Annotated in this window: 22 protein-coding genes and 1 pseudogene; 11 read left to right on the top strand and 12 right to left on the bottom strand. The window is 32.0% G+C overall.

Going from position 1 to position 22,670, the window contains the following annotated elements; all coding sequences use genetic code 11:
* Positions 1 to 27: 27 nt before the first annotated feature.
* The 8 genes from NNL09_RS16235 to NNL09_RS16200 all read left to right on the top strand — a co-directional run bounded on the left by NNL09_RS16235 (position 28) and on the right by NNL09_RS16200 (position 7,365).
* A complete protein-coding gene (locus NNL09_RS16235) occupies positions 28 to 549 on the top strand; it encodes a 2'-5' RNA ligase family protein (RefSeq protein WP_196909878.1) in 522 nt (173 codons plus the stop codon).
* A 194-nt stretch (positions 550 to 743) separates the two neighbouring features.
* A complete protein-coding gene (locus NNL09_RS16230) occupies positions 744 to 1,901 on the top strand; it encodes an FAD-dependent monooxygenase (protein WP_196909877.1) in 1,158 nt (385 codons plus the stop codon).
* Between the two features lie 381 nt (positions 1,902 to 2,282).
* The gene (locus NNL09_RS16225) at positions 2,283 to 3,524 is read left to right on the top strand and encodes a hypothetical protein (RefSeq protein WP_196909876.1); all 1,242 of its coding nucleotides are present in this window, start codon (positions 2,283 to 2,285) and stop codon (positions 3,522 to 3,524) included.
* A 138-nt stretch (positions 3,525 to 3,662) separates the two neighbouring features.
* Positions 3,663 to 3,854, top strand: a complete 192-nt coding sequence (locus NNL09_RS16220) for a hypothetical protein (RefSeq protein WP_025664778.1) — start codon at positions 3,663 to 3,665, stop codon at positions 3,852 to 3,854.
* Positions 3,855 to 4,044: 190 nt separating this feature from the next.
* Complete coding sequence (locus NNL09_RS16215; RefSeq protein ID WP_025664777.1) at positions 4,045 to 4,818, top strand: N-acetyltransferase; 774 nt, start codon at positions 4,045 to 4,047, stop codon at positions 4,816 to 4,818.
* Positions 4,819 to 4,923: 105 nt separating this feature from the next.
* The gene (locus NNL09_RS16210; RefSeq protein WP_196909875.1) at positions 4,924 to 5,775 is read left to right on the top strand and encodes an AraC family transcriptional regulator; all 852 of its coding nucleotides are present in this window, start codon (positions 4,924 to 4,926) and stop codon (positions 5,773 to 5,775) included.
* Between the two features lie 69 nt (positions 5,776 to 5,844).
* Complete coding sequence (locus tag NNL09_RS16205; protein WP_196909874.1) at positions 5,845 to 6,567, top strand: metallophosphoesterase; 723 nt, start codon at positions 5,845 to 5,847, stop codon at positions 6,565 to 6,567.
* Between the two features lie 387 nt (positions 6,568 to 6,954).
* Positions 6,955 to 7,365, top strand: coding sequence for a hypothetical protein (locus NNL09_RS16200; protein ID WP_025664774.1), 411 nt, complete (start codon positions 6,955 to 6,957; stop codon positions 7,363 to 7,365).
* Positions 7,366 to 7,433: 68 nt separating this feature from the next.
* Here the strand turns inward: NNL09_RS16200 and NNL09_RS16195 are convergent, their stop codons facing one another.
* Entirely contained in the window at positions 7,434 to 8,138 is a 705-nt protein-coding gene (locus NNL09_RS16195) for a DUF4386 domain-containing protein (RefSeq protein ID WP_196909873.1), read from the bottom strand.
* A 297-nt stretch (positions 8,139 to 8,435) separates the two neighbouring features.
* Between NNL09_RS16195 and NNL09_RS16190 the strand changes: the two genes are divergently transcribed.
* Positions 8,436 to 9,203: a hypothetical protein gene (locus tag NNL09_RS16190; RefSeq protein ID WP_196909872.1), complete on the top strand. Its 768-nt coding sequence runs from the start codon at positions 8,436 to 8,438 to the stop codon at positions 9,201 to 9,203.
* A gap of 51 nt (positions 9,204 to 9,254) precedes the next feature.
* Here NNL09_RS16190 and NNL09_RS16185 read toward each other — a convergent pair whose 3' ends face one another.
* The gene (locus tag NNL09_RS16185; protein WP_196909871.1) at positions 9,255 to 9,887 is read right to left on the bottom strand and encodes a GyrI-like domain-containing protein; all 633 of its coding nucleotides are present in this window, start codon (positions 9,885 to 9,887) and stop codon (positions 9,255 to 9,257) included.
* Between the two features lie 129 nt (positions 9,888 to 10,016).
* Positions 10,017 to 10,571 carry a GrpB family protein gene (locus NNL09_RS16180; RefSeq protein ID WP_196909870.1) on the bottom strand — a complete coding sequence of 185 codons (555 nt, stop codon included), beginning with the start codon at positions 10,569 to 10,571 and terminating at the stop codon, positions 10,017 to 10,019.
* 1,102 nt (positions 10,572 to 11,673) lie between these two features.
* Here NNL09_RS16180 and NNL09_RS16175 point away from each other — a divergent pair.
* A complete protein-coding gene (locus NNL09_RS16175) occupies positions 11,674 to 12,834 on the top strand; it encodes a sporulation protein (protein WP_317193921.1) in 1,161 nt (386 codons plus the stop codon).
* Positions 12,835 to 13,000: 166 nt separating this feature from the next.
* On the opposite strand, the pseudogene NNL09_RS16170 reads toward NNL09_RS16175, so the two are convergent.
* The 7 genes and pseudogenes from NNL09_RS16170 to NNL09_RS16140 form a co-directional block, all read right to left on the bottom strand.
* Positions 13,001 to 13,192, bottom strand: a pseudogene (locus tag NNL09_RS16170) (transposase); the annotation flags it as partial.
* Between the two features lie 109 nt (positions 13,193 to 13,301).
* Positions 13,302 to 14,639, bottom strand: a complete 1,338-nt coding sequence (locus tag NNL09_RS16165) for a pitrilysin family protein (protein ID WP_196909868.1) — start codon at positions 14,637 to 14,639, stop codon at positions 13,302 to 13,304.
* Positions 14,640 to 14,703: 64 nt separating this feature from the next.
* On the bottom strand, positions 14,704 to 15,309 hold the full coding sequence (locus NNL09_RS16160; protein ID WP_196909867.1) for an FMN-dependent NADH-azoreductase: 606 nt from the start codon (positions 15,307 to 15,309) through the stop codon (positions 14,704 to 14,706).
* 30 nt (positions 15,310 to 15,339) lie between these two features.
* On the bottom strand, positions 15,340 to 15,681 hold the full coding sequence (locus NNL09_RS16155) for a VOC family protein (RefSeq protein WP_196909866.1): 342 nt from the start codon (positions 15,679 to 15,681) through the stop codon (positions 15,340 to 15,342).
* Between the two features lie 248 nt (positions 15,682 to 15,929).
* Positions 15,930 to 17,234 carry a hypothetical protein gene (locus NNL09_RS16150; protein WP_196909865.1) on the bottom strand — a complete coding sequence of 435 codons (1,305 nt, stop codon included), beginning with the start codon at positions 17,232 to 17,234 and terminating at the stop codon, positions 15,930 to 15,932.
* 147 nt (positions 17,235 to 17,381) lie between these two features.
* Positions 17,382 to 18,242, bottom strand: a complete 861-nt coding sequence (locus tag NNL09_RS16145) for a response regulator transcription factor (protein WP_196909864.1) — start codon at positions 18,240 to 18,242, stop codon at positions 17,382 to 17,384.
* Positions 18,243 to 18,414: 172 nt separating this feature from the next.
* Positions 18,415 to 20,052 carry an ABC-F family ATP-binding cassette domain-containing protein gene (locus NNL09_RS16140; protein WP_196909863.1) on the bottom strand — a complete coding sequence of 546 codons (1,638 nt, stop codon included), beginning with the start codon at positions 20,050 to 20,052 and terminating at the stop codon, positions 18,415 to 18,417.
* 132 nt (positions 20,053 to 20,184) lie between these two features.
* Between NNL09_RS16140 and NNL09_RS16135 the strand changes: the two genes are divergently transcribed.
* Complete coding sequence (locus tag NNL09_RS16135) at positions 20,185 to 20,760, top strand: YdeI family protein (protein ID WP_025664763.1); 576 nt, start codon at positions 20,185 to 20,187, stop codon at positions 20,758 to 20,760.
* Positions 20,761 to 20,767: 7 nt separating this feature from the next.
* On the opposite strand, the gene NNL09_RS16130 is transcribed toward NNL09_RS16135, so the two are convergent.
* Complete coding sequence (locus NNL09_RS16130; RefSeq protein ID WP_025664762.1) at positions 20,768 to 21,496, bottom strand: LytTR family DNA-binding domain-containing protein; 729 nt, start codon at positions 21,494 to 21,496, stop codon at positions 20,768 to 20,770.
* 32 nt (positions 21,497 to 21,528) lie between these two features.
* Positions 21,529 to 22,599 (bottom strand): sensor histidine kinase, encoded by a 1,071-nt coding sequence (locus NNL09_RS16125; protein WP_025664761.1) that lies wholly within the window; start codon positions 22,597 to 22,599, stop codon positions 21,529 to 21,531.
* Positions 22,600 to 22,670: the final 71 nt, after the last annotated feature.

Raw genomic sequence — 22,670 nt, 5'->3', positions numbered from 1 at the left:
TTTTATAAAACTATCTGAATCAAAAAAATGGCATATTTAGTCCTGGCATACCCCGAAATCAAAAATGCAGATTTTGATGTAATACAAAACTACCGAAAAGAAAACGACCAACTTTTTTATCATGTAGTCAAACCTCATTTTACTATCGTATTTCCTGTATTTGATCAAACAGAAATTGATTTTATAGCCGAAATAAAAAAACAAGCAGCAACATGTAATAGTTTCGATTTTGTGTTGCGTTGTGCTACGATAAACAAAGATGCTTTTAACGAATATTACCATACATTCCTTGTACCAGATCAAGGCTATAGCAATATTGTTAAAATCCATGATAAACTTTATAGCGGAACCCTAAAAGAAAACCACAGATTAGACCTGGATTTTATACCACATATCGGAATCGGAAATTCGTTAAACAAATTAGACTGCAAAAAAATGGTTGATGAATGGAACAAAGATGAATTTGAAATCATCGGAACCGTTAAAACTTTAACAATAGCAGAATATGACAATAATAATGTGCGAAAAGTTGAAGAAATTAAACTTTAATTTAATAGTAAAACTTGATCTATATCAAATGATAACTAATAATTTAAACTGATCTTTGCATACACCTAAGGTGAAACATACGCATATCAAAATAAGAGTTGGTAAGCTAAACCCGAGTTTTGCATTAGAAAATCTATTGCAGAATTCGGGTTAAAAAAAGCGAATACGTGATGTTTTACTGGTAATACAAAATAATGGCAAATACTATATCAATCATTGGAGGAGGAATAGGAGGATTTGTAACAGCACTATCCTTTGATAAATTGAATATCCCTTATACATTATATGAAAGAGCAGCGTGTTTAAAAGTAGTGGGAGCAGGAATATGGCTATCACCAAATGCACTACAAGTATTAGAATGGATTAATCCCGAGTTATTAAAAGAAATTCAGGATTCTGGAAATAGTTTCAACCGAATTTTAGTGGCCAATCACAAGTTAAAACCAATATCTGATTCTGATCAGAAGTTTGTTCAAGAAAAATTTGGATATACTACCATGGCGATTCATAGAGGGAAACTACAGCAAATTTTATACAAATACATAAAGCAGGAAAATATAGTACTGGATAAAACTTTTAAAGAATATGTCCAAAATAGTGACAAATCGCTAAAAGTTAATTTTACAGACGGGACTTCAATTCAAACCAAGTCTATTATTGGTGCAGATGGTATTCATTCTGGTGTAAGAAAGCAATTATTCCCTAATAGTAAAATAAGGTATACCGGGCAAACCTGCTGGAGAGGGATTTCGGATTATAACTTAGGTAGCGAACTAGAATCAGTTGGTTTTACATTATGGGGGCAAAAGTTTCAATTCGGAATATCTAAAATATCTGAAGGAAAAGTATATTGGTTTGCCGTAAAATTAAGCGAACCTAATTTGCAGGATGATAGAGAAAACCTAAAGAATAAATTAACGAATATGTTTTCGGGATACCATCCCCTGGTTAATGACTTGATTAAAAATACATCAATCGACAACATCATTAGAGGTGATCTTTCGGATTTAGAGTTACTACAAAAATGGAACTATCAAAATATTTGCCTTATCGGAGATGCAGCACATAGTATGACTCCCGATTTAGGGCAAGGTGGTGCTCAAGCCATCGAAGATGCTTTTTATATAGCACACTTTATTAAAAAATCGAATACCCTAGAAACGGCTTATGATGATTTTTATGCCTATAGAAAATCAAAAGTCGAAAAATTAGTTAAGCAATCCAGAATTACATCAAAAATTGCAATAACAAATCGATTTAGTGAAATCATTAGGAATTTCATCCTAAAATATACCCCAGAAAAATACATGAAAAAGCAAATGGTCGAATTGTATCAACTAGATAAATGGTAAGTAATCGACCAGTTTTGAATATAATGAAGCACAATATTTAGAAGACGTACTATCTAATTACACCTCCTACTCTATTTTTCAGAGTAAAGAAAAACAATATGCTATGGGATACGTAAGGTTTTGAGCCTGGTTAAAAGACCACTTGTTATTTAATTGATTTTCAAATATTTAACTCAAACAGTAGCATTCTAAAATTTTTATTTTCTTTCCTCTTATATGTCTATCAATCTGACTATTGAAACTATGCTAGTAAAATTTAGTATTTTAGAGACATTAAAAATTCGGTTCTTTATTTAATCGAAAAACCAGCATCTTTTATATGCTATTTTATATATAAATTATGTATAGGTAAATAGTACTCAATTTTAAAACCACACCATCATGAAAAAATCATTACTCTTATTATTCTTACTATTTTCAACACAGTTATTTTCTCAAAATATCCCATGCGATTTCTCATGGAATAATGCCCCAACAACAGGTGGTAATCGAGATTTTGTAACATCGGCAAGAACCCAAATTGACCAGGGACCATGTTTAGCCTTTGCTTTTAATGCAGCTATAGAAACAACTTATGGTATCGAGAACAGTGTGTATGGCTCTAGTCTGTTTTCACTTTCTGATGCATATCTAGATTATAAAGTATGGAATGCTCCTTATTACCTTCCTGTTTTAAATTCAAGTTTTAAAATTCCATTAGCAGCAGCTGGTGGAGGAATTAATGCCTTTGCACCCGAAACATGTCCTGTAAATAATCCCGATATAAATGGGTGTAGTATCCCGAGAGCTAGCGTATTAGCTTACATAAATCATGCAAACGGTCAAAGATCATATAGGATGTTTCTAGATACCAACTTTTCTCCACCCGTTTGGGCTGTTGATGATGGAGGTACTTTAGGTAATTATGTCACAGTAGGTAATGCCACTCAATTAAGTACAAATGACATTAACTCTGTTAATGATATTAAAATGAAGATCTTAAATGATGGCCCTATAGTAGTGAAAGTATCAGGTATCCAAAATGGAGTTCATGATGCTAAAAAATTTAGAAACTACAATATACCTGCCGCTGGGTTATCCTACCATGCTTTTACAATTATAGGCTGGACAGGTGATTCTCGTTGGGTGATTAAAGATAGCTGGCGTGGGATGTCTGGAATTGTTAATACTAACCAGAATGTAGATATCGTAGGCTTAATGAATAGCGGAAGCGTAGAACTCTACCAGGTATCAGGTATATCTTACAATGGTAATAATACATCTACGAACCCAACAGTTTTATCTGTTAATGAGTGTATCCCAACCATAAATTTAACATTATCATCTATAAGCATTGATATTGATTATGCTCATATTGGAGGTTACTTGTATCACAAATTTTGGGTGTCTAGTAATATACCTGTAGACAGATGGGTTTGGGGAATTGACTATCCTAATGGTTCTCTAAAACGATCTCAGGTAAATAACTCTGATTCTAGCTCTGTATTAATGACTCCAACCACCAGTGGCTTGGTAACAGTTTATGTTAGAGCATACAAAAATGGTCAAACTGTTACTAAGGAAAGACGAATACATTTATCTAATGGTCAATCCTCGGGAGGAGGACCAGAAAATGGATGGTAATATTTCTATTCCTCATTTAGAGGTTCTTTTAACAGCACTAATTTTCGGTGGTTTAAAAGAACTAATAAACAAGCTAAAATTTGAAATAGATACTGTAACAAATAGTGCCATTGAAATACTAATTATAAAAACAATAAAATGACTAGTATTACTAAAAAAAAATCGTTAATGCTATTATCAATGGGTTTATTGATAATAGCATTAACACAAATATTTTCGCATTATATAGAATTACCTGATCTGGCTAAAGGTGCATTTACGGGGATTGGAATAGGAATACTACTCATCGCACTATTTCTTGGCAAATTTAAATCAGTACACTCTAATTAAAAGAGGAAGCAAGAGGTAACTTTATCATCAAAAATCAACCAAATTTGTAGATATAAAAAACCCACCTAACTCAAAAAAATTAAGAGATTATGTCGACATATAAAACAGATGCTGAATAGCCAATTGATCTGGCTGTGTTTTTCTTAATTAGACACATACATTTAGATTAGGCTTCATCAACAAAACAAAAATGGAACAATTAATTGACTTAAATACAGAAAACATATCGGCAGAACATATTTGCTGTGCAATATCTGATAAGAAATGTTCTGATAGTTATCAGGCCAAAAAAGATTGGTTAACTAAGGAATTTAATAACGGATATGTATTTAGGCGAATTAATCAAAGAGCAAAAGTATTTATAGAATATGGCCCTGCAGAAAATGCCTGGATCCCAATTAAAGCATCTAATTACCTGAATATTAATTGTTTTTGGGTATCTGGAAAATTCAAAAAGAATGGGTATGGAAAAAAATTGCTAAAAACAGCAATTGACGACGCCAAGAGTCAAGGAAAAGATGGATTAGTCACCGTTGTCGGAACTAAGAAGTTTCATTTTATGAGTGATACAAAATGGTTTCTAAAACAAGGATTTGAGGAGGTTGAAAGAATTTCGAGTGGATTTAGCCTTTTAGCAAAAAAAATAAATCCAAAAGCCGAATTACCAAAATTTAATGAATCTGTGAAAAGTGGAGAATGTTCTGAAAAAAATGGAATCGTAGTTTATTATTCTAATCGTTGCCCTTTTGCAGAGTTTCATGCAAAAAACTCTCTGATCGAAACTGCAAAAAACAGAAAAATTCCATTAAAAATAATTAAATTAGAAACCATGAAACAAGCTCAATCTGCTCCGAGTCCGGCAACCATTTTTAGTCTTTTTTATAATGGAAAATTTATGACAACAGACATTAGTGTTTGTATGGATACACGATATGATAAAGTAATAGACAAAATTTTAAAATAAAAAACACGCTGTAACAGTGACTATCGTTAATACAGTTTTGGTGATTAATCCTAAGTTTAAAGTTTTAAACCTACACGCCAAATCTTTTGATTTATAATTGATTTTATGATAAAACTTGAAGAAATAACGACTACTCCAACATTTACGAATCAATTAGAAAATAAAATATTATACGCTAAGCATCATGATGATATTTCTATATCATATACCTCTACTTATTCTTTAAAGTATGTAATCGAAGGAACTAAACACTATAATTTCGGCAATCAAGACATTAAGATTACAAAAAACCAATATTTAATTATAAATAATAATAGCTGCATTACTACCGAAGCAAAAAAAGGGACAAAAGGATTATCCTTCTTCTTATCTCCCAAACTAATCAGCGAAATATATAAGTATCATACTAGTGATACATCACAACTTGAATTTCTTGAAGTGACTCAAAAAAAATCAAATAATGAAGTAGGGCTTTTATTGGATAAAATCACTAATCTCTATGAGCATAGTCCACTCGATTTTAATCGACAAATAGAGAATTTATTCATTCGTATCTCTGAGACAATTGTACAAGAACAGGCTAATATTGATACCGGGTTTGCGACATTAAAAATAGTGAAACACAATACAAAAAAAGAACTGTTTAAATTAATTTCGGTAACCAAAGAATATTTAAATGATAATATTGGTGAAGACATCTCGCTAGACTGTATGAGTAGAGATATGGGTATCAGCAAGTATTATTTACACCGATTATTCACCGAAATTAACGGGACTACACCTTTAGGATATCTAACCGCTATTCGTTTAGCAAAAGCAAAGCATAAATTACGATATGCTAAAGATTCTATTTTTGAAATTGCCATCGAATGTGGTTTTGATAATACATCTTACTTCTCTAATCTATTTAAAAAACACACAGGCTCTACTCCTACTCAATACAGAAAAAATTTATAAAATCTGCAAGATTTTATAAATCCATCATACAGTACATATCTATTTTTGTTCTCATTAAAACAAAAGTTTATGTATGAAAAAATAGCACATATAACCGATTTGCATTTAGATGAAGAATACCCATTAAAAAATGGTGTACTGGCTCGAAAACAATTCGACAGTATTGTAAAGGATATAGAAGATAAAAAGATTACCCGGATTGTTTGTACAGGAGATATTGGCGAAAACAAAGGGGTCTCATATTTTTTCGAACAACTTAAAACTAAATCCTTATCCATTACTCTGGGAAATCATGATACATTTTCTGAAATTTCAAAGTATTATAACAAAGGGGCAGATTACGATTCAGAAAAATTATACAGCAGCACTATAAAAGAGTATTACAAATTCATATACTTAGATTCCTCTGAAGGAGTAATTGATGAGAAACAATTGCTTTGGCTTGAAAAAGAACTTATTTCAACAACCCCAATTATCATTTTTGTACATCACCCCATTATTGGTCTTAACCTGAAAGTCGATGAAATTGGAAAACTCAAAAACCGGGAAGATGTGATTTCCTTACTTGAAGGTAGCTCTAATGATATTACCATTTTTTGCGGACATTATCATATGGAGAGTACTATACTTCACAAAAATATTACACAACACATTACTCCTGCTGTTTCTTATCAAGTAGAGAAAACTCTAAATGCTATAGAAATAAACACTACTGTTTTTGGTTACAGGATTATCGAAATAGATAAGTATAACACAACTTCAAAAATCAAGTTATTACCCAATGCAAACTAAAAAACAATCTTTTATAGAAAGTTTAGCGAATGTAACTATTGGTTTTTGTATCACCATGATTTCATTGCATATTATATTTCCAATATTGGGTATAGAAAACAATTCTGGTAAAAATATAATCCTAACTATCTACTTAACTGTTTTAAGTATCTTAAGGAATTATGTGCTAAGGCGATATTTTAATCGAAAACAAACGCACAATTAAGCCTAAGCTATTCCTTTATTCGCAAAAGAATAATAGAAAACCTAACGGATGTAATAGTATGATAATATCGGTTATTAACAATTGTCAAATAGATTTTATTCTATATAGTATTTCTTTGTATACTTGTATAAACAGGTTATACTATATACAAAGCTATTTAAGCTAAATACGACAAGAAAACTATGGTTTTTCGACAGATTATCAATAAAATGGTAGTGCATCCTAAACGACTTTTTCTAATCGATGGTTTAGGAGCACTACTTTCTGCTTTTTTATTAGGAGTTGTTTTAGTGAAACTCGAAAACATTTTCGGGATTCCTGCAAAAGCACTTTACATTCTTGCTTTTTTTCCTTGCTTTTTTGCGCTCTATGATTTGTATTGCTATCTAAGAGTTAAGAAAAACCAGAGGTATTTTTTAACTGCTATTGCTTTGATGAATCTTATATATTGCTTTATTTCAATAGGTGTAACGTTTCAACATTACCAGAAAATAACTGTTTTTGGTTGGGGATATATTATAGTAGAAATCATTATTTTAATTATACTAATAAATATTGAATTAAAAACAGCATCTAAGCTAACTTCTAAGTAGATTTTCTATTACATACTCAATCAGTTTGAATAATTTTTGGTAACGATGTCTTTTAATACCTTTGGTAATTAAGCAACACTTTCGGTTTCTACTTTCCTATTTCGCAGTCCCATAATCAATAACCATAAACATAGTGACATCTCACCCAGGTCTGCTGGTATAGTTATGTTTTCTAATAATACCGACTCGCTATTCGGGAAAAGAAAATATCGAATAACATCGATCTGATCACCAATACACCCAAGTATCAACAACATACCAATAATCTTTGGAGCAAGACCAGATTTAAAAATCATATACCCAAGTGGAAACAAATACAACCCATAAAATATCTGTGAAATAACGTAACCATTGGTATGTAGTTTTAGAAAGAACGTAACCAAGCCGTTTATCTGATTAGTAGTAAATCCTTCCATATAATCAGCCCCACTAGTTAGTAACAATGGTGCTATCATTGCAAGCATTGTTACACATAATATCGCCACAGAGATCATGACCGACGATACCATAAGTCTGGACAATTCTTTATTAACATGCTTAAACACTCTATCCAAAACTAATGGATAGAAGAAAAATGCAAGAATCATCACCAAATCACTAACAATTCCTAGTCGATATAACCACCCGTTATTAGCAATATTAGCTACAGTCACAGCTGGATCATCGGTCACAAAAATCTTTTGGCGAACAAAAAATTCTGCAAACATGCCAGCGGCTATGATGGTAAGAAATAGTAGTCCTGCAATTCTTCCTGTTTTTTGATTTGAATTCATTACGATACGTTTTTTGATGTATTAGTGTCGACGACTCATTACAGGTTTTGTTACAATAGCATCTCGAGATATACTGTGATATAGTATTTTAACAAACTCAAACCAAACTTATCAAGGTACTTTTTTTATGCTACGCTTCAAAAAAGTACTTGATATAACAATTATACTTATGATAAAAGAGATATAAGTTTAAGATATTTTTATAGCTGTTACACATATCGCTTTGCCATAATCTTTATTATTTTTGATTAGCCATAAGAAGTTATACCCAATACGCACTTCAAAACATAAATGATCATGTTTCAAAAAACAATATTGACTATTTTAGTAACGCTTTTTAGTTATACTGCATTTGCTACCCCTACCAAAGTCATGGTAAGAGCAAAAGCAAAAGATGCAAAATTTATCGGCACCTCTATCGGGGGTGCTTATATCATCATACGTAATCAGCTTACAGGTGATATTCTTTCGCAAGGTAAAACCAGTGGTGGTACAGGAAACACAACTCTAATCATGAAAACACCACGAAAACGAAATGTAAGAATTACAGATGATAACACCTCTGGGTTTCTAGCAGAATTAGACATATCAGAACCTGTTTTTGTAACCATAGAGGTATTTGCTCCTGTAAATAAAAAACAGGCTACAGTAAACGCATCAACAGCGTTATGGATAATTCCCGGAAAAGATATTTTGGGAGATGGAATTGTAATCGAGATTCCAGGTTTTGTAGTTGATATTCTGACTCCAAGAACACATCAGTTTATCTCATTAAAAGCTCTCGACAAAAAAAGTATTGCTGTGCAATCTAATATTGTAATGATGTGTGGTTGTACCATTAGTGATGGTGGCCTTTGGGATGCCAATACAATAGAAGTAAAAGGAATCCTAAAAAAAGATGGTGCCAAAATTGATGAAATAGATCTTATTATTAATTCACCTAACGTATTTGAAGGTACAATCAATATAGACACTACAGGAAGTTATGAGCTTGTCGTATATGCCTATAACCCAGTTACCGGAAACACAGGAGTTGATAAAGTAAATTATATTATAACTCCATAATGTATCCCTAGATTTTTAATTTTGAAGGTGATGCTTTGTGTTATATATAAATTATTTTGAAACTACTTTAAATCGTAAAACTGTTTTTAGTTTTTCGGCGGGTACTTTTCTAAAATCAGATAGATAAATTTCTCTATGCGCTTTAGACGGTCTGTAGAGATGTTCTTTTTCAGCAAATTCTTCCATCACCTTAAAACTTTCGGGTTCGTTATCATAACTTCCCAAATGCATCATTTGTATACACTTGCCCTCTGATATTTTCTCGAATTTTACTTTTTCTAATAATACATGAGGTTTCTTTTTCTTGGTTTGATCAATCATACGTTTCGTTAATTTATCATCAACAAAGTTGGGTTGCCTGATCATTAATTTAAAAACCAGGTCATCTTTATTAATAGTACCTTTATATGCTTTCTTTGCTTCTTCAGTAATATCCCAAACGCCTTCTAGCGGGTAAACGGTATAATCAAAATATCCTTTGGGTACAGTTTCTTTTTTTAATCCCATTTTTATCGCATATGAAACCGCATATAATACACCTATATAATCTGAAAAAAATTCACTATTAGGATTGCCTTCTCCCTCGATAGTGAGAAAATTGTATTGAGGAATATCAATGATTTCGGGGGTGTTTTTGGGTATATACACTCCTTTTTCTTTTTTTCTCCATTCGTGTTTCATCATATATTCTCTTTTTATGTATCATTTACAAAATTAGACTAACCAGAATAGGCAGTTATCTAATCGTATAAAACAAAAATAAAATGCAATGATGACAACCCTATGTCAACAGTATTTATACATGATCGTACTTTATGCTTTTTCTTTTCTAGCTTTTTTAAGAACCGATTCAATAAACTCTTTTGCCATAGTCTCTTTCAATTTGGCATATACTTTTCGATCTTGATTCGCTTTTTTGGCTATTTCGAGTTTAATTTTTTGATATGCTTCTCTTTCGTTTGTATTCTTTATCAAATAATCTCTAAACAGTATATGTCTTTGCAATTCTCTGCTATGAACCGGGCAAACATAAAGGTGATGTGTAATGCAATCTAATATGGTATGCTTCGTATGTGTTTTTTTTCGCTTAAAAGCTTCTCTTTCTTTTATTCCCTGATCCCCAGTATGATAATACCCCAGTTTTTCTAATCCTGTTTCTATTGTATCAAAAGACACGTTTTTACCGTAGACAATATCAATATCTATAATGGGTTTTGCGGCTAAGTCTTTAACTGCAGTACTGCCAACATGTTCGATTGTAATTTCTGTATCTCGAAGTGCTTCTTTAATCACTCTCTTGATACTATTAAAATCATGTGTCCAACCAGATTGATAGTTTTGTATCAGCATTTCTTTTGTATTGTTCATACTACACTACTAAAATACTGAAACAAGATGCTATCGAATTCATAAAAAACACTTATTCTTTTTGATTTAATACCATTTACACATTGAATTATATGATGACATAATGAAAACAGGCTTTTAGGAAATACTATCATACAAGGTTATAAATTATCAAGTTAACGAAGCGATCTCATATAACTTAGTTAGGGTTGTTTTAATTAAAAACCTCCTATGCTCAAGAAAGATTGCATAATGGTAGGTGGTACGAATTTTTGGCCCCCTTGCTGGATACTCAGACCATTATCTGGTATTATACCACCATATGAATGAATCCAGAATTTGGAAATTAATTTTGATCACCTATATATTCCGATTCTTAGCATATACATACTTTTTAAATTAATAGAATAGGGCTTCCCAGTTAAGTCGCGTGTATTAGATTAGTAATGTACCTCATGCGTTATGAATATTGATACTATGTTTAAAAGGATCACTATTTTGCAAAGCGAAATTACTTCTCATAATCTACGTTTTGAGAACTAAATGGGTAACCCTATAATAGGATAATATTACATGCTTGTCCGCTAAGTTCCCCAATAATTTTTCATTAACCTGAACCTCTTGTGATTACTAGGCACACTGGACCGTAATTTTTATGATCATTTATGCTACAAGATAAAAAATCAAGCCCTACAGGGAGGTTAGGTAAGATTAGGGGAAACATCGGGATAAGCATATAATATTAAAAGCGGGAACTATAGTTGCTCCCTTTAAAACTTCAACTAAATGAGTATCTCATAAAAAACAATGGATTCAAGCAATAATAACTGTCTCTTCAGAAACTTGAGCTTTTTAATAAATTTACTATTGTCTAATTTTGACCCCTCTTATGTATCCCAGTATTTTTAACAAATACACGAGAATACATTTAATGGTCTTTATGTTGAAAAACACATACTTTATAAAACAGAGAAAGATATCTCACATCTTGTGATTATTGAAATATAAACAATTAGATAATATAGATAATTATATCCGACAGGGATATAGCTTAGGTTCTTTATACAGAGAAAAGATCATTCCCTAAAAAATCATTAACTAATAAATTAAATATATAAATAAAATGAGCTTCTTTAATAAAATGAAATCTATGGTCGGAATAGGGAATCCAGACCTAAAAATTGATCTTTCAACTAGGAATTTTACAGTTAATAGCAACGTCTTTGGAAAAATATCTTTGACAGGGAAACAAATAGAAACTCCTGTTAAAGAAATTGTTGTTTATATAGAACAAAGCTACATAGAGAAACGTATAGAAGTACATAAAAACATACATGAAGACAAAAACAAAGTGACATACACTGAAAGTGAAAAAAGTGTATCAAAAAAAGAAAAGATTGCAAAAGTAATTATTGATACGAATGGCATGATTATAAAGCCTGGGTATACTAACATCTGGCAATTTGAATTGACCATTAATGATATTAAGTTTAATAGAAATAATTCAAAGTTCTTTTTAAAGGCCTTTGCAGATATACCAGGTCTAGATTCTAAAGATAAAGTAGAAATTACTATTTCTGAACCCCAAAAAATAATATATGAAGAACCGACAGCCGTTGTTAAAGAATCATTGGCTAATAGCACTGAAAAACTAAAAACAACTAAAAAGGGCATTAATACAAATTGGAGAGAACGATTAGAACAGACTCATGCTCTTTTAATAGATGGTAAATTTACAATAAGTGATTTTTGGATTGGGGAACCAGTTACAGAAGAGTCCGTAAAAGCAGCATTTTCACACATAGAAAATGTCCCTGATGAAGTGGTGAACCTGTATAAACAAATGAATGGGGCTTATATAAATGGTTATAACGATTCTGACTTTGAAATTCATTTATGGATTCCAGAGTTAGAAAGAGTACCTGTCATGAGAGAAAACCTAGGGTGGGGCAATAATGAAATAACCGATTTCGATATTGTATTTGACGGTGTTTCAATGGATGACCCAAACTGTGCTATGTTAAAAAATGGTTCAAACATAGTTACACTGGATAGCCAAGGAGAATTAGAACATTCAACCCTTTCATTTAACGAATATCTAGATTTAAGGTTCAAATCTTTTCTATCTCGAGACTTCTTCCCTTCCTTATTCATTGATATTAACGGGAAGGAGTATATAGCTTGTTGGGAGGATTTTGCTATTTTTGTAGAGACATTTGGAAAAGACCAAAATATAAAAGCAAACCAGTTTTTTACAAACTATTTCAAGGATAGACAGATTTAGGAAGAAAACAAAAAATCCACTCACTCTGTTAACAATTAGAAAAGTGAGTTTATTCTTAAGAAAGATCACTAAAAAGACAGGTACTATTATAATACAAACCAATAATTGTAATGTAAGACACTATTTCATTAAGTGTGTAACTTAAACTATCGAGGGTTTGACTTTTTTAAAGTCTTACCCTTTTTTGATATATGATTAAGAACTGATTGAGGATTATTCCCCAATTTCTAATTGGCATAGGCCATTTTTTAGTAGCCTCTCTGGTAGCCAAATATACAGATTTCATTACAGCCTGATCGGCAGGGAATGATAATTTGTTTTTGGTATACTTTCTGATTTCTCCATTGAGGTTTTCAATAAAGGCGCTAAGTGTGTAATGTAAGAATTCAGAGATCCCAAAATACTCGAACACACATACAAACAACTAACCTTCCCTTTAATTGTAGAGTTAACTATTATAAAAACATCTATTCTTTTGTATCTGAAACAAATAATACTCTAAACGGTTTTTGCTTTAGCCATTTTTCTGCTCCTTTTTTCACATCTTCCCTGGTGAGCTGCAATTGTCCTTCGAGTCTCTTAACATAAAATCCTGGATCTCCTGTAAACAAAAAGCTTTCTCCTAATAGTTCTGTCCTACTCCATTGAAAACCTAGTCGTTGTTGCATTTCTTTTATGTCACTAATTTCACTTTGTTCGGCATTTATTAGTTCTGCTTTTGTAACTCCAGTTTCTATAAATTTATTTACTTTATCCAAAACGAGGTGTTCTATTTGTGTGCTATCTTTTACAGCAGTAAAAGTAGTGCGTATTGCGAATTGTCCTGCAAACTCATACATATCTGTAGACACCGTATTTTTTATAAATGATTTTGGAAAACGACTTTTGTCATTAAGACGAGTATCGAGTATAGTTGCAATAAGTTTTAAAGTACCATCATCGCGAGATCCCCATTTGGGTACTGCCCAGGAAAACACCATTGTTTGTATAGTATCCTTAGGGTGAGGAGCTTTCATCGTTATATTTTCTTCTACATGTTTTGCCAGCTTTATTATTTTGTGATCTCTTACTTTTGATGGAAGGTTTTTGAAATATACGCCTATTTGTTTTTTAACATCTTCTATATCAAAATTACCCACCAGAAAAAGCACTGTGTTATCTGCATATACAATTTCGTTATAGCGTTCTTTAAACTCTTTTAGTTTAAAATTCTTGTTATTTTCGATTACCCCATACCCACTACTGCCATAAGGGTGGTTTTTACCAAAGGTACCTGTATAAATCGCCATTCCTCCTGGTGCGCTCCATTGTGGATTTCTGGCATTTCTACTAATTTCAGACAGTACTCTTTTTCTTTGAAATTCTACTCGCTTTTCTGTAATACGATCAGTCCCTGCTTTTAATCGTCCGGCTACCATTGCTAAAGCAAGGCGAACTCCTTTTGGTTTTACTTTTACATAAAATCGAGTATAATCCTTTTTAACCTGTGCATTGCTCCCTGTTCGATAGGTTTTTAATTGCGCACGTTTAAGACTATCCATTATACCAAACGGCATAACATGTTCAAAAAAATGGGCAAAACCATACTGATTTGGTTTATCCATGCTAATTCCCTTGCGAAGCCAAAATTCTACAGAAACATCTTCTACATTAGGATCGGGTTGTAATATAACATCAAGTCCGTTTTTTAATGTATACTGTTCGTAGTTTAATAACAGCGTATCTGTCTGACCATATGAATTCATGGTAACCACAATATGAAAAAGCAATACGTAAAAAAATGCTTTAGATTGTTTTTTTGACATAATTGAAAAGTTTTATGTATAGATCAAAAACTTTCAAAAATGTTACACCAAACCTAACAATGGCTCAATACCATTGCTCTACTACTTTCGAAATTTCAGTTTTTGCGTTTAACATAATGGTATCTACTTTTTCTGGATACTGAGTTACTCCAAAAGCAGAAATTTGCTTAGAAGGAATTCCTATAAATTCAAAATTTCTTTTAATAGTTGGAGAAAAGTATTCCTGAGCAGTTTCTTCAGAATAATCTCCCCCAGCCACTGCTAATATTAATGCTTTTTTTCCTTCACAAAGCCCTCTAAAGCTACCGTCTTCTGTAACGGCAAACGTTTTATCAATAACTACTATAGTATCAATCCAGGCTTTTACTGTAGCTGGCAACGAGAAATTATACATAGGAGAAGCTAATACAATGTTATCTGCATCTAATACTTGTTGGATTAATTGAAAATGATTTGAAAGTCTTTCTTTCTCTTCTGCTGTATATTCTGGTTGTCCTCCGTATAATATTAAATTTAGATTATCATCAAGCAATAAATCTGGTGGAGAAGCTACTAAATCTAAAAATGTAATTTCTGTTTTACTATCGGCTAGTTTAATAAACTCATCTACCAATTCTTTTGTGTATGATCCTCTTCTTGGGGCATAACTTACTACTAATGTTTTTTTCATTATATGTTTTTTATTTTATATCTATCCTTTTTACTTATCTGTCCAAACTGCCAGTTTATTTCCGCTGGGATCTATAAACTCAAATCGACTCCCACCAGGAAAGGAAAATACTTCCTTGGATATTTTTCCACCATTTTTTCGCACATTTTCTAATGCATGTGATAAGTCATCATGATATAAAACAACTAGAGTACCTCCTGTACTAATTTTTTCTACTTTGGCAAATCCTCCATCAATTCCCGCTTGATGAAAATCACAGTATTGATCTCCATAATCTGTAAAGGTCCAACCAAAAGTATTACCATAGAATTTTTTGATTTCATTTAAATCTATTGCTTGTAATTCTATAAAGTTTATTTTATTATTTTTCATTTCTACTTTTATTTATTTCGAAGTAAAAATAAAGTGGAGGAATGACAACCCTATGTCAGTATACTTTCTGATTTGAAAATTTTCTCAGTACATGACAAAAAATAACTATTCTTGATCCAATTAAGTATATCGTTAATTTATTATCAAAACCTCACAGGTTTTAAAAACCTGTGAGGTCTAATAAAACGTATAATTTTAAATATTTGTTGGTTTGTTTTTTATCGTGTACTAAAGAAAGTTTTATTAGGTTACTTAAAAATGTTCTTTTTAGATCTCAAAAATCGTTCGGGGTAAAAAACAAGTTGTATTAAATTGTATTCTAATTGATTAAAATTAAATTTTTCCCCATCTACTTCGAAAGAAGAGAGAGGATACCAACGTAAATTTGTTCTTAAAATTAAATACTCTTCGGATTTCCCGGGAACAATATCCCATCCAATAGTGATACCAGGTTCAATTTTATTAAATGTTAGTTTTTTGCTTCCCTCATCTGTAATTTCTGAATATTTGATATGATCATAGGCTACATTTAAACCGATAAAAGGTGCAAAACCAGTATAATCGGTTAAGAATTTAGCTGTTTCTAATGCGATAGAAGTTTTCTTAATGGTTTGTCTGGTTCCATATGCTTGTTGTTCAAATTTTGGATTTCTAAACGATACTGCTGTAAACATATTAGCAGTATTAAACTGATATCCCAAAGCAATATCAAAATAGCCGCCAGATGCTTGTTTTTTATTTAGATAGGGGTATTCACTATTGTTGTATTCAGATTCTGCAAGAGAAAAAGAAACAGAGGGTCCGACAGCAGCAAAAAAATCACCAAAACTTGAAGCATTATAGCCCAGGCTTGAAACTTCTGGATAACTGTTCCATCTTTTATTAATAGTTGGATCTCCATTATCTTTGGTAAGATCCATCGCATAGAGTAGCCCTAGTTGTAAACTAAAATTTGGAGTCTTAATCTTTTGAAATTCAGTTTTGGATATGGGGTAATTCCATACGTTATCAGGATAATAATTGACTCCTAATCTAGCCGTAAAATTTTTGTACCCATACAATACTCCGGCATCGGCAGTCCATGCAAAGTTTTTTTCAAGTTTAGGCTGATCTTCATCTGGCTTTACAATTTGTTTAAAATCTAAAGCAGACCAACCAATACCAACATAAGGTCTGAGTCTATTTTCTCGATATGCCCAAGGCAAAAACCGGGCACCGGTAACGGTATAATGTGTAAATTCTACATCTGTTTCTTCATTCGATTTAAGATTAAACTGTTTTAAAGGAAAGGATACGTAGAATTCTGCATGTCCCCAAAAATGAAAGCCACCCCAATATAAGGTTGTATTTAGAGTTTCTGGATGTTTAAAACTAATAAGTTCATTTCCCGAGAGCCGTTTCCCTGTAAATGATGGGAGCAAGTTTCCACCCAATTCAAAATAGGTTTTGGCAAAATCTAATCTTTTTTTATCTGTAGTAGGTAGTATATCTCCTTGCGCCGACACATTAAATGAATAGAACAGGATGAAAGTCATTAGAAAAATTTGTCTCATGTTTTGGTATTATGTTTATGAAAATAATACCGCAAAAATGGATAACAAACGATATTGCAACAATAGGGAATTTGTACTAAATAGTAGGTTATTCTAAATATCATACAAAAGTATGATACCCGTATTAGAGACAAAATACAAGAGTAATCAACTAGATAACAACGAAATAAGTTCTATTCTGTTATTTATTTTACATTTTCTGTAAATATTAGAAACATGTGTTTTTACAGTAGGAATTGATATAAATAGCTGTTCTGATATATGCTTATATGTATTTCCTTTAATAAGAAGTAAAGCAATTTCCTTTTCTCTATTGGTCAAGGAGTAATTAATTAGGTTTTGCTCTTTCACCGTATTTTTGGGTTTAAAAAGAGACAGACGTTCTATATCACTCCATAATTTGCTTCCTGCAAGTACAATAAAAATCAGTGGAAGTGTAAATCCTATTTTTGTGTTTATGCCATTTAGGTCTACAGCATAATTGGTTAATAAAGAAAGTGGAATCATAATTAGGACGGCAATAGCAATATACCGTTCTATTTTTTCACGATGTGCTATGTTAACTTTTGGTTTGGTCGTTCTTATCAGAATCATAGATAAAACAACAGAAATCCCTAAAAATAGTGCTACTACATACTGTAAAACATTTAATATTTTAATAAAATGACCCGCAATAACAAGTATGGTTAGCAATCCAGAAAAGGCTATTAGTACTTTTCTGAAAATAGGTTTTATGGTGTGACGTCTCTCTTCTAGAATATGCAAAGGAGTAGTAAGTGCAACCAATATCATCGCCAATAAAATAAAAATATTAGTATTATCGGAATGGTTAAAAGGTCTAAAAAAATAGGTCACTGTTAATGCAACGATTAATAAAAGTAGTGAAATCGTAAAATATATAGTTTCAAGCGTTTCAATGTTTTTTTTATAGCAAATAACCTCCAAAAATAATGCAATGATAATTAGGGAATATGCCAAAATCAATAATATGATTTCTAATACTTCCATTCGCTATATATTTTATACATCGATACTTTTATCATTCAAAAAAAACTAACCTTCTTTGATTACATTTAGATTATTGGTCTACAAATCTAACGGATTTTTTGATAGATCGTATATTATTTATAGCGCCTTGGTGAGTGATGTATTGGTTTTTAAAGCAATAACAGTCGTGCCGTTATGATTTAAGATCAATTTCTTTTAGGTTTTCAATCTTGTTTCTAGAAAGAAAATCGTCTATAGTTTCAAAATGCTCAATTACTCTTTTATTTTTAAATTCAAATACCTTTTGTGATAGCCCTTGTAAAAAGTCACGATCATGAGAAACCAAAATTAAGGTACCATCAAAATTTAATAAAGCTTCCTTTAGTACATCTTTTGATTTTAAATCCAGGTGATTTGTAGGTTCATCGAGAATTAAAAGATTAACAGGCTCTAAAAGTAACTTAACCATCGCCAGTCGTGTTCGTTCTCCTCCCGAAAGAACACTTACTTTTTTATCGATATCATCGCCTCCGAACATAAATTGTCCCAAAATATTTTTGATCTGTGTTCGTACTTCTCCTTCTGCTACCTCATCAACTGTCTGAAACACGGTAAGGTTCTGATCTAATAATGCTGCTTGATTTTGAGCAAAATATCCTACTTTAACATTATGTCCCAGATTGCAAGCCCCTTCGTACTCAATCTCTCCCATAATTGCTTTGATCATTGTAGATTTACCTTCACCGTTACGTCCTACAAATGATACTTTTTCTCCTCTCGAAATCGATAAATTTGCGTTTTTAAATACTACATGGTCATCATAACTTTTTGATAAATCTTTTGCTATTACAGGATAATCTCCTGATCGAACTGATGCGGGAAATCTAAGTTTTAAAGATGAAGTATCGATCTCATCAATCTCTATAATCTCTAACTTCTCTAACATACGTTCTCGTGAGTTTACCTGATTGGTTTTTGAGTAGGTTCCTTTAAACCGTTCGATAAATGTTTTGGTATCTGCAATAAATTTCTGTTGTTCCTGGTATGCTTTTATTTGATTCGCTCTTCTTTCCTCTCGTAGCTGAAGATAATGCGAATAATTTGCTTTATAGTCATAGATTCTTCCCATTGTCACCTCTATAGTTCTATTGGTGATCGTATCGATAAACGTTTTATCATGAGAGATCACAATAACTGCCTTGGCTTTATTGATCAAGAAGTCCTCTAGCCAGATCACAGATTCTATATCTACATGATTGGTAGGTTCATCTAAAAGGATAAGGTCTGGTTTCTGTAGTAATATTTTAGCAAGCTCTATACGCATTCTCCACCCGCCACTAAACTCACTAGTAGGTCGTGTAAAATCTTCTCTCTTAAACCCAAGTCCTTTTAGTGCTTTCTCTACTTCGGCTTCATAATTAACCTCTTCTACAGCATAAAATTTCTCTCCCAGATCGGTTACTTTTTCGATGATAGCCATATACTCACTAGATTCATAATCGGTACGAGTTTCGAGTTCTTTGTTTAACCGATCCATTTCTTCCTGCATCCCCAAAATATCGCTAAACGCCTTTAATGCCTCTTCAAACACAGTACAATCATCATCTGTTAATAGATGTTGCGGTAAATATGCAATCACTGCTTCCTTAGGACATCTAATATGCCCTTTGTTTGCTTTCTGCACTCCGGCAATAATTTTCATCATAGTGGATTTACCTGCACCATTTTTACCCATTAGGGCAATTTTATCATTTTCATTAATAACAAAAGAAACATTACTAAATAATGTTTCACCACTAAACTCTACAGCAATTCCGTCTACAGAAATCATATCTTTCTAATTTAAGAATGCAAAACTAAAAAAAAGCAGGGCATCAAAAAGGAATCTGATTATATTTTGAATATATATTGTATTCCAAAAAATTATTACCTTGAAAACGTAATTTTATCAAGGTCTTTTTTTATGTCTGACAAACCCGAATTATATTTTAAAAATGATCAGGAATGGCGTTCCTGGCTTCATGAAAATCATCATCAATCTCAGGGAGTTTATCTTATACTTTATAAAGTAGAAAGCAAACAACCAAGTATGCGATGGGAAGAAGCTGTAAAAGTAGCACTATGTTATGGTTGGATAGATTCTACGGTAAAAAGATTAGATGATCAACGTCGCAAGCAATATTTCTGTCCTCGTAAACCCAAAAGTGTTTGGAGCAAAGTCAATAAAACCTACATCATAGATCTTATCAAAAATGATTTGATGCATCAAAGTGGTTTGATAAGTATCGAAGTAGCCAAAAAGAACGGTTCATGGGTTGCTCTGGATGATGTAGAAAATGGTGTCATTCCCAAAGACTTACAACATGCCTTTGATCAAAACCCTTTGGCTTTTGAAAACTACCAAAACTTTGCACAAAGCTACCGTAAAAGTTACCTCTATTGGATTAATCAAGCCAAACGACAAGAAACCCGTGATAAACGTATTGTAGAGATTATTAAATTCTGTGAAGCGAATATAAAATCCAGAGGGAATTGGTAATATATAGTTAAAACATTAGTCGTTTTATATTATCCATATAACCTCGGCTTACTCTTACCACATCCTCGTTTTGCATAATTACATCATAACTCTTTGTATACTTATTCAACTCTTTTACCTTGTTGAGGTTTATAATAGAAGAGCGATGCACTCTAATTAGAATTGTATTATTAAATTTTTCTTCCAGAACCGAAATACCAAAATTACTAAGATACACTCCTGTATCTGTTATTAATTTAGAATAATCCCCATAAGCTTCTACTCTAATAATATCTTTTACGGCTATTGTAATTAGTTTTCCCTGTGACTGCACGAGTATTCGTTCTGGATATTTAGGTTGATCCATCAATAGACTTTCTGCCAGAGGTCTTACTTTGTTTTCACCCATATACGAATTTAAACGTTCGATAGCTACTTTAAATCTTTTTTTGGTATATGGTTTAAGTAAATAATCAATTGCATGTACTTCAAAAGCTTGTAATGCATATTTATCATATGCTGTCGAAAAAATGATTTGTGGTATTTCCTCGATATGCGTTAATACATCAAACCCACTCATTCCTGGCATTTGTACATCCATAAATACAAGATCTGGTTTAAATTCATTTATCATTTTAACCGCGTCTACTCCGTTATTAGCTTCTCCTAGCAGAATAAGTTCTGGAAAATCAATCAAATATTCCTTAATCAGCTTCCTTGCAGCCGCTTCATCATCTATAATGAGTACTTTTTTCACACGTTTAATTTTTTTAATGCTCGTTTCATCTATTATATAACAAAATTAACTTTTAATCCTTGTGGTGTATTATCACTTAGTTTAAGAGTAGAATTGTACATCTTCTCTATTCGCATCTTGGTATTGGTTAATCCTATACCTTTACCATATACTTGTTCTTTGTCCTTTATTCCAACACCTGTATCCGCAATTTCAAAAAATAGTTTATCATCATTCTTAGAAATTGTAATTGATACTTTTCCTCCATCTATCAGGGAAGCAAGTCCGTGTTTTACAGAGTTTTCAACCAGTGGCTGTAATAACATAGGAGGTATCATTTCTTCCATCACCTTCTCATCTACATCAATTTCTATCTGTAAACGTTCTTCGAAACGTTCTTTTTCTAGTGCTAGGTACTTTTTCACAAAATCTAACTCTTCTTTTAAAAGAACTTTTTCGACTTGAGAAGCTTGTAATTGATATCTAAACAAATCTGATAATTCTGCGATTAAGTGTCTCGTCTTTTCATTTTCTGGAGGCACTGAAGCACTAATGGTATTAAATACGTTATATAAAAAATGTGGATTTAGCTGGGCTTTTAATGCCGACAACTCACTTTTTAACGCTACAGCCCTTAATTCTCCTTCAATTTTTATCTTTTTCTGATTGTCAACATGATATTGATAAGAATGAAAGATTCCAAATTGTAAAATATAAAATAAAGCAGGAAGGTATATATCCCAAATTTGTGCAGGTCCTTTTAAATAGAAAAAACCAAATATAGTACTAAAAAAACTATACAATTGTTGCCATATGATAACAAATAAAGGGAGCAATATTAGATGTAGCAGTAACTTCTTTTTTATTGACCACGTCCTTAATTTTCTAAAAAGAAGCCACCAAATAGGAAGAGTGATAATGAATTTTAAGGTATAACCTAATCCGCTATCATCCATAAAACTTATTGGATCAAACAGTATGTTATCCTCTTGCTGATATCCGCCACGATTTATCCACAATGCAATATGATAGGCAGATGCAAAAAATAAATAGATAGAGCTAAAAACAATAAGTTCGATAATCCGAATGTCAAAAATTCTTCTTTGTAAAAAAGGCTTTTTCATAATTGTATTCTAATAAGTACAAAGCTAAAACTAAAACACTTCTTCGGCATATATATTTCGACGAATTGTCC

The sequence above is a fragment of the Aquimarina sp. EL_43 genome (genome assembly GCF_943422735.1).
Taxonomy (GTDB): domain Bacteria; phylum Bacteroidota; class Bacteroidia; order Flavobacteriales; family Flavobacteriaceae; genus Aquimarina; species Aquimarina megaterium.
The sequence above is the reverse complement of the archived record's forward strand: the minus strand, read 5'-3'. Positions and strand labels throughout refer to the sequence as shown.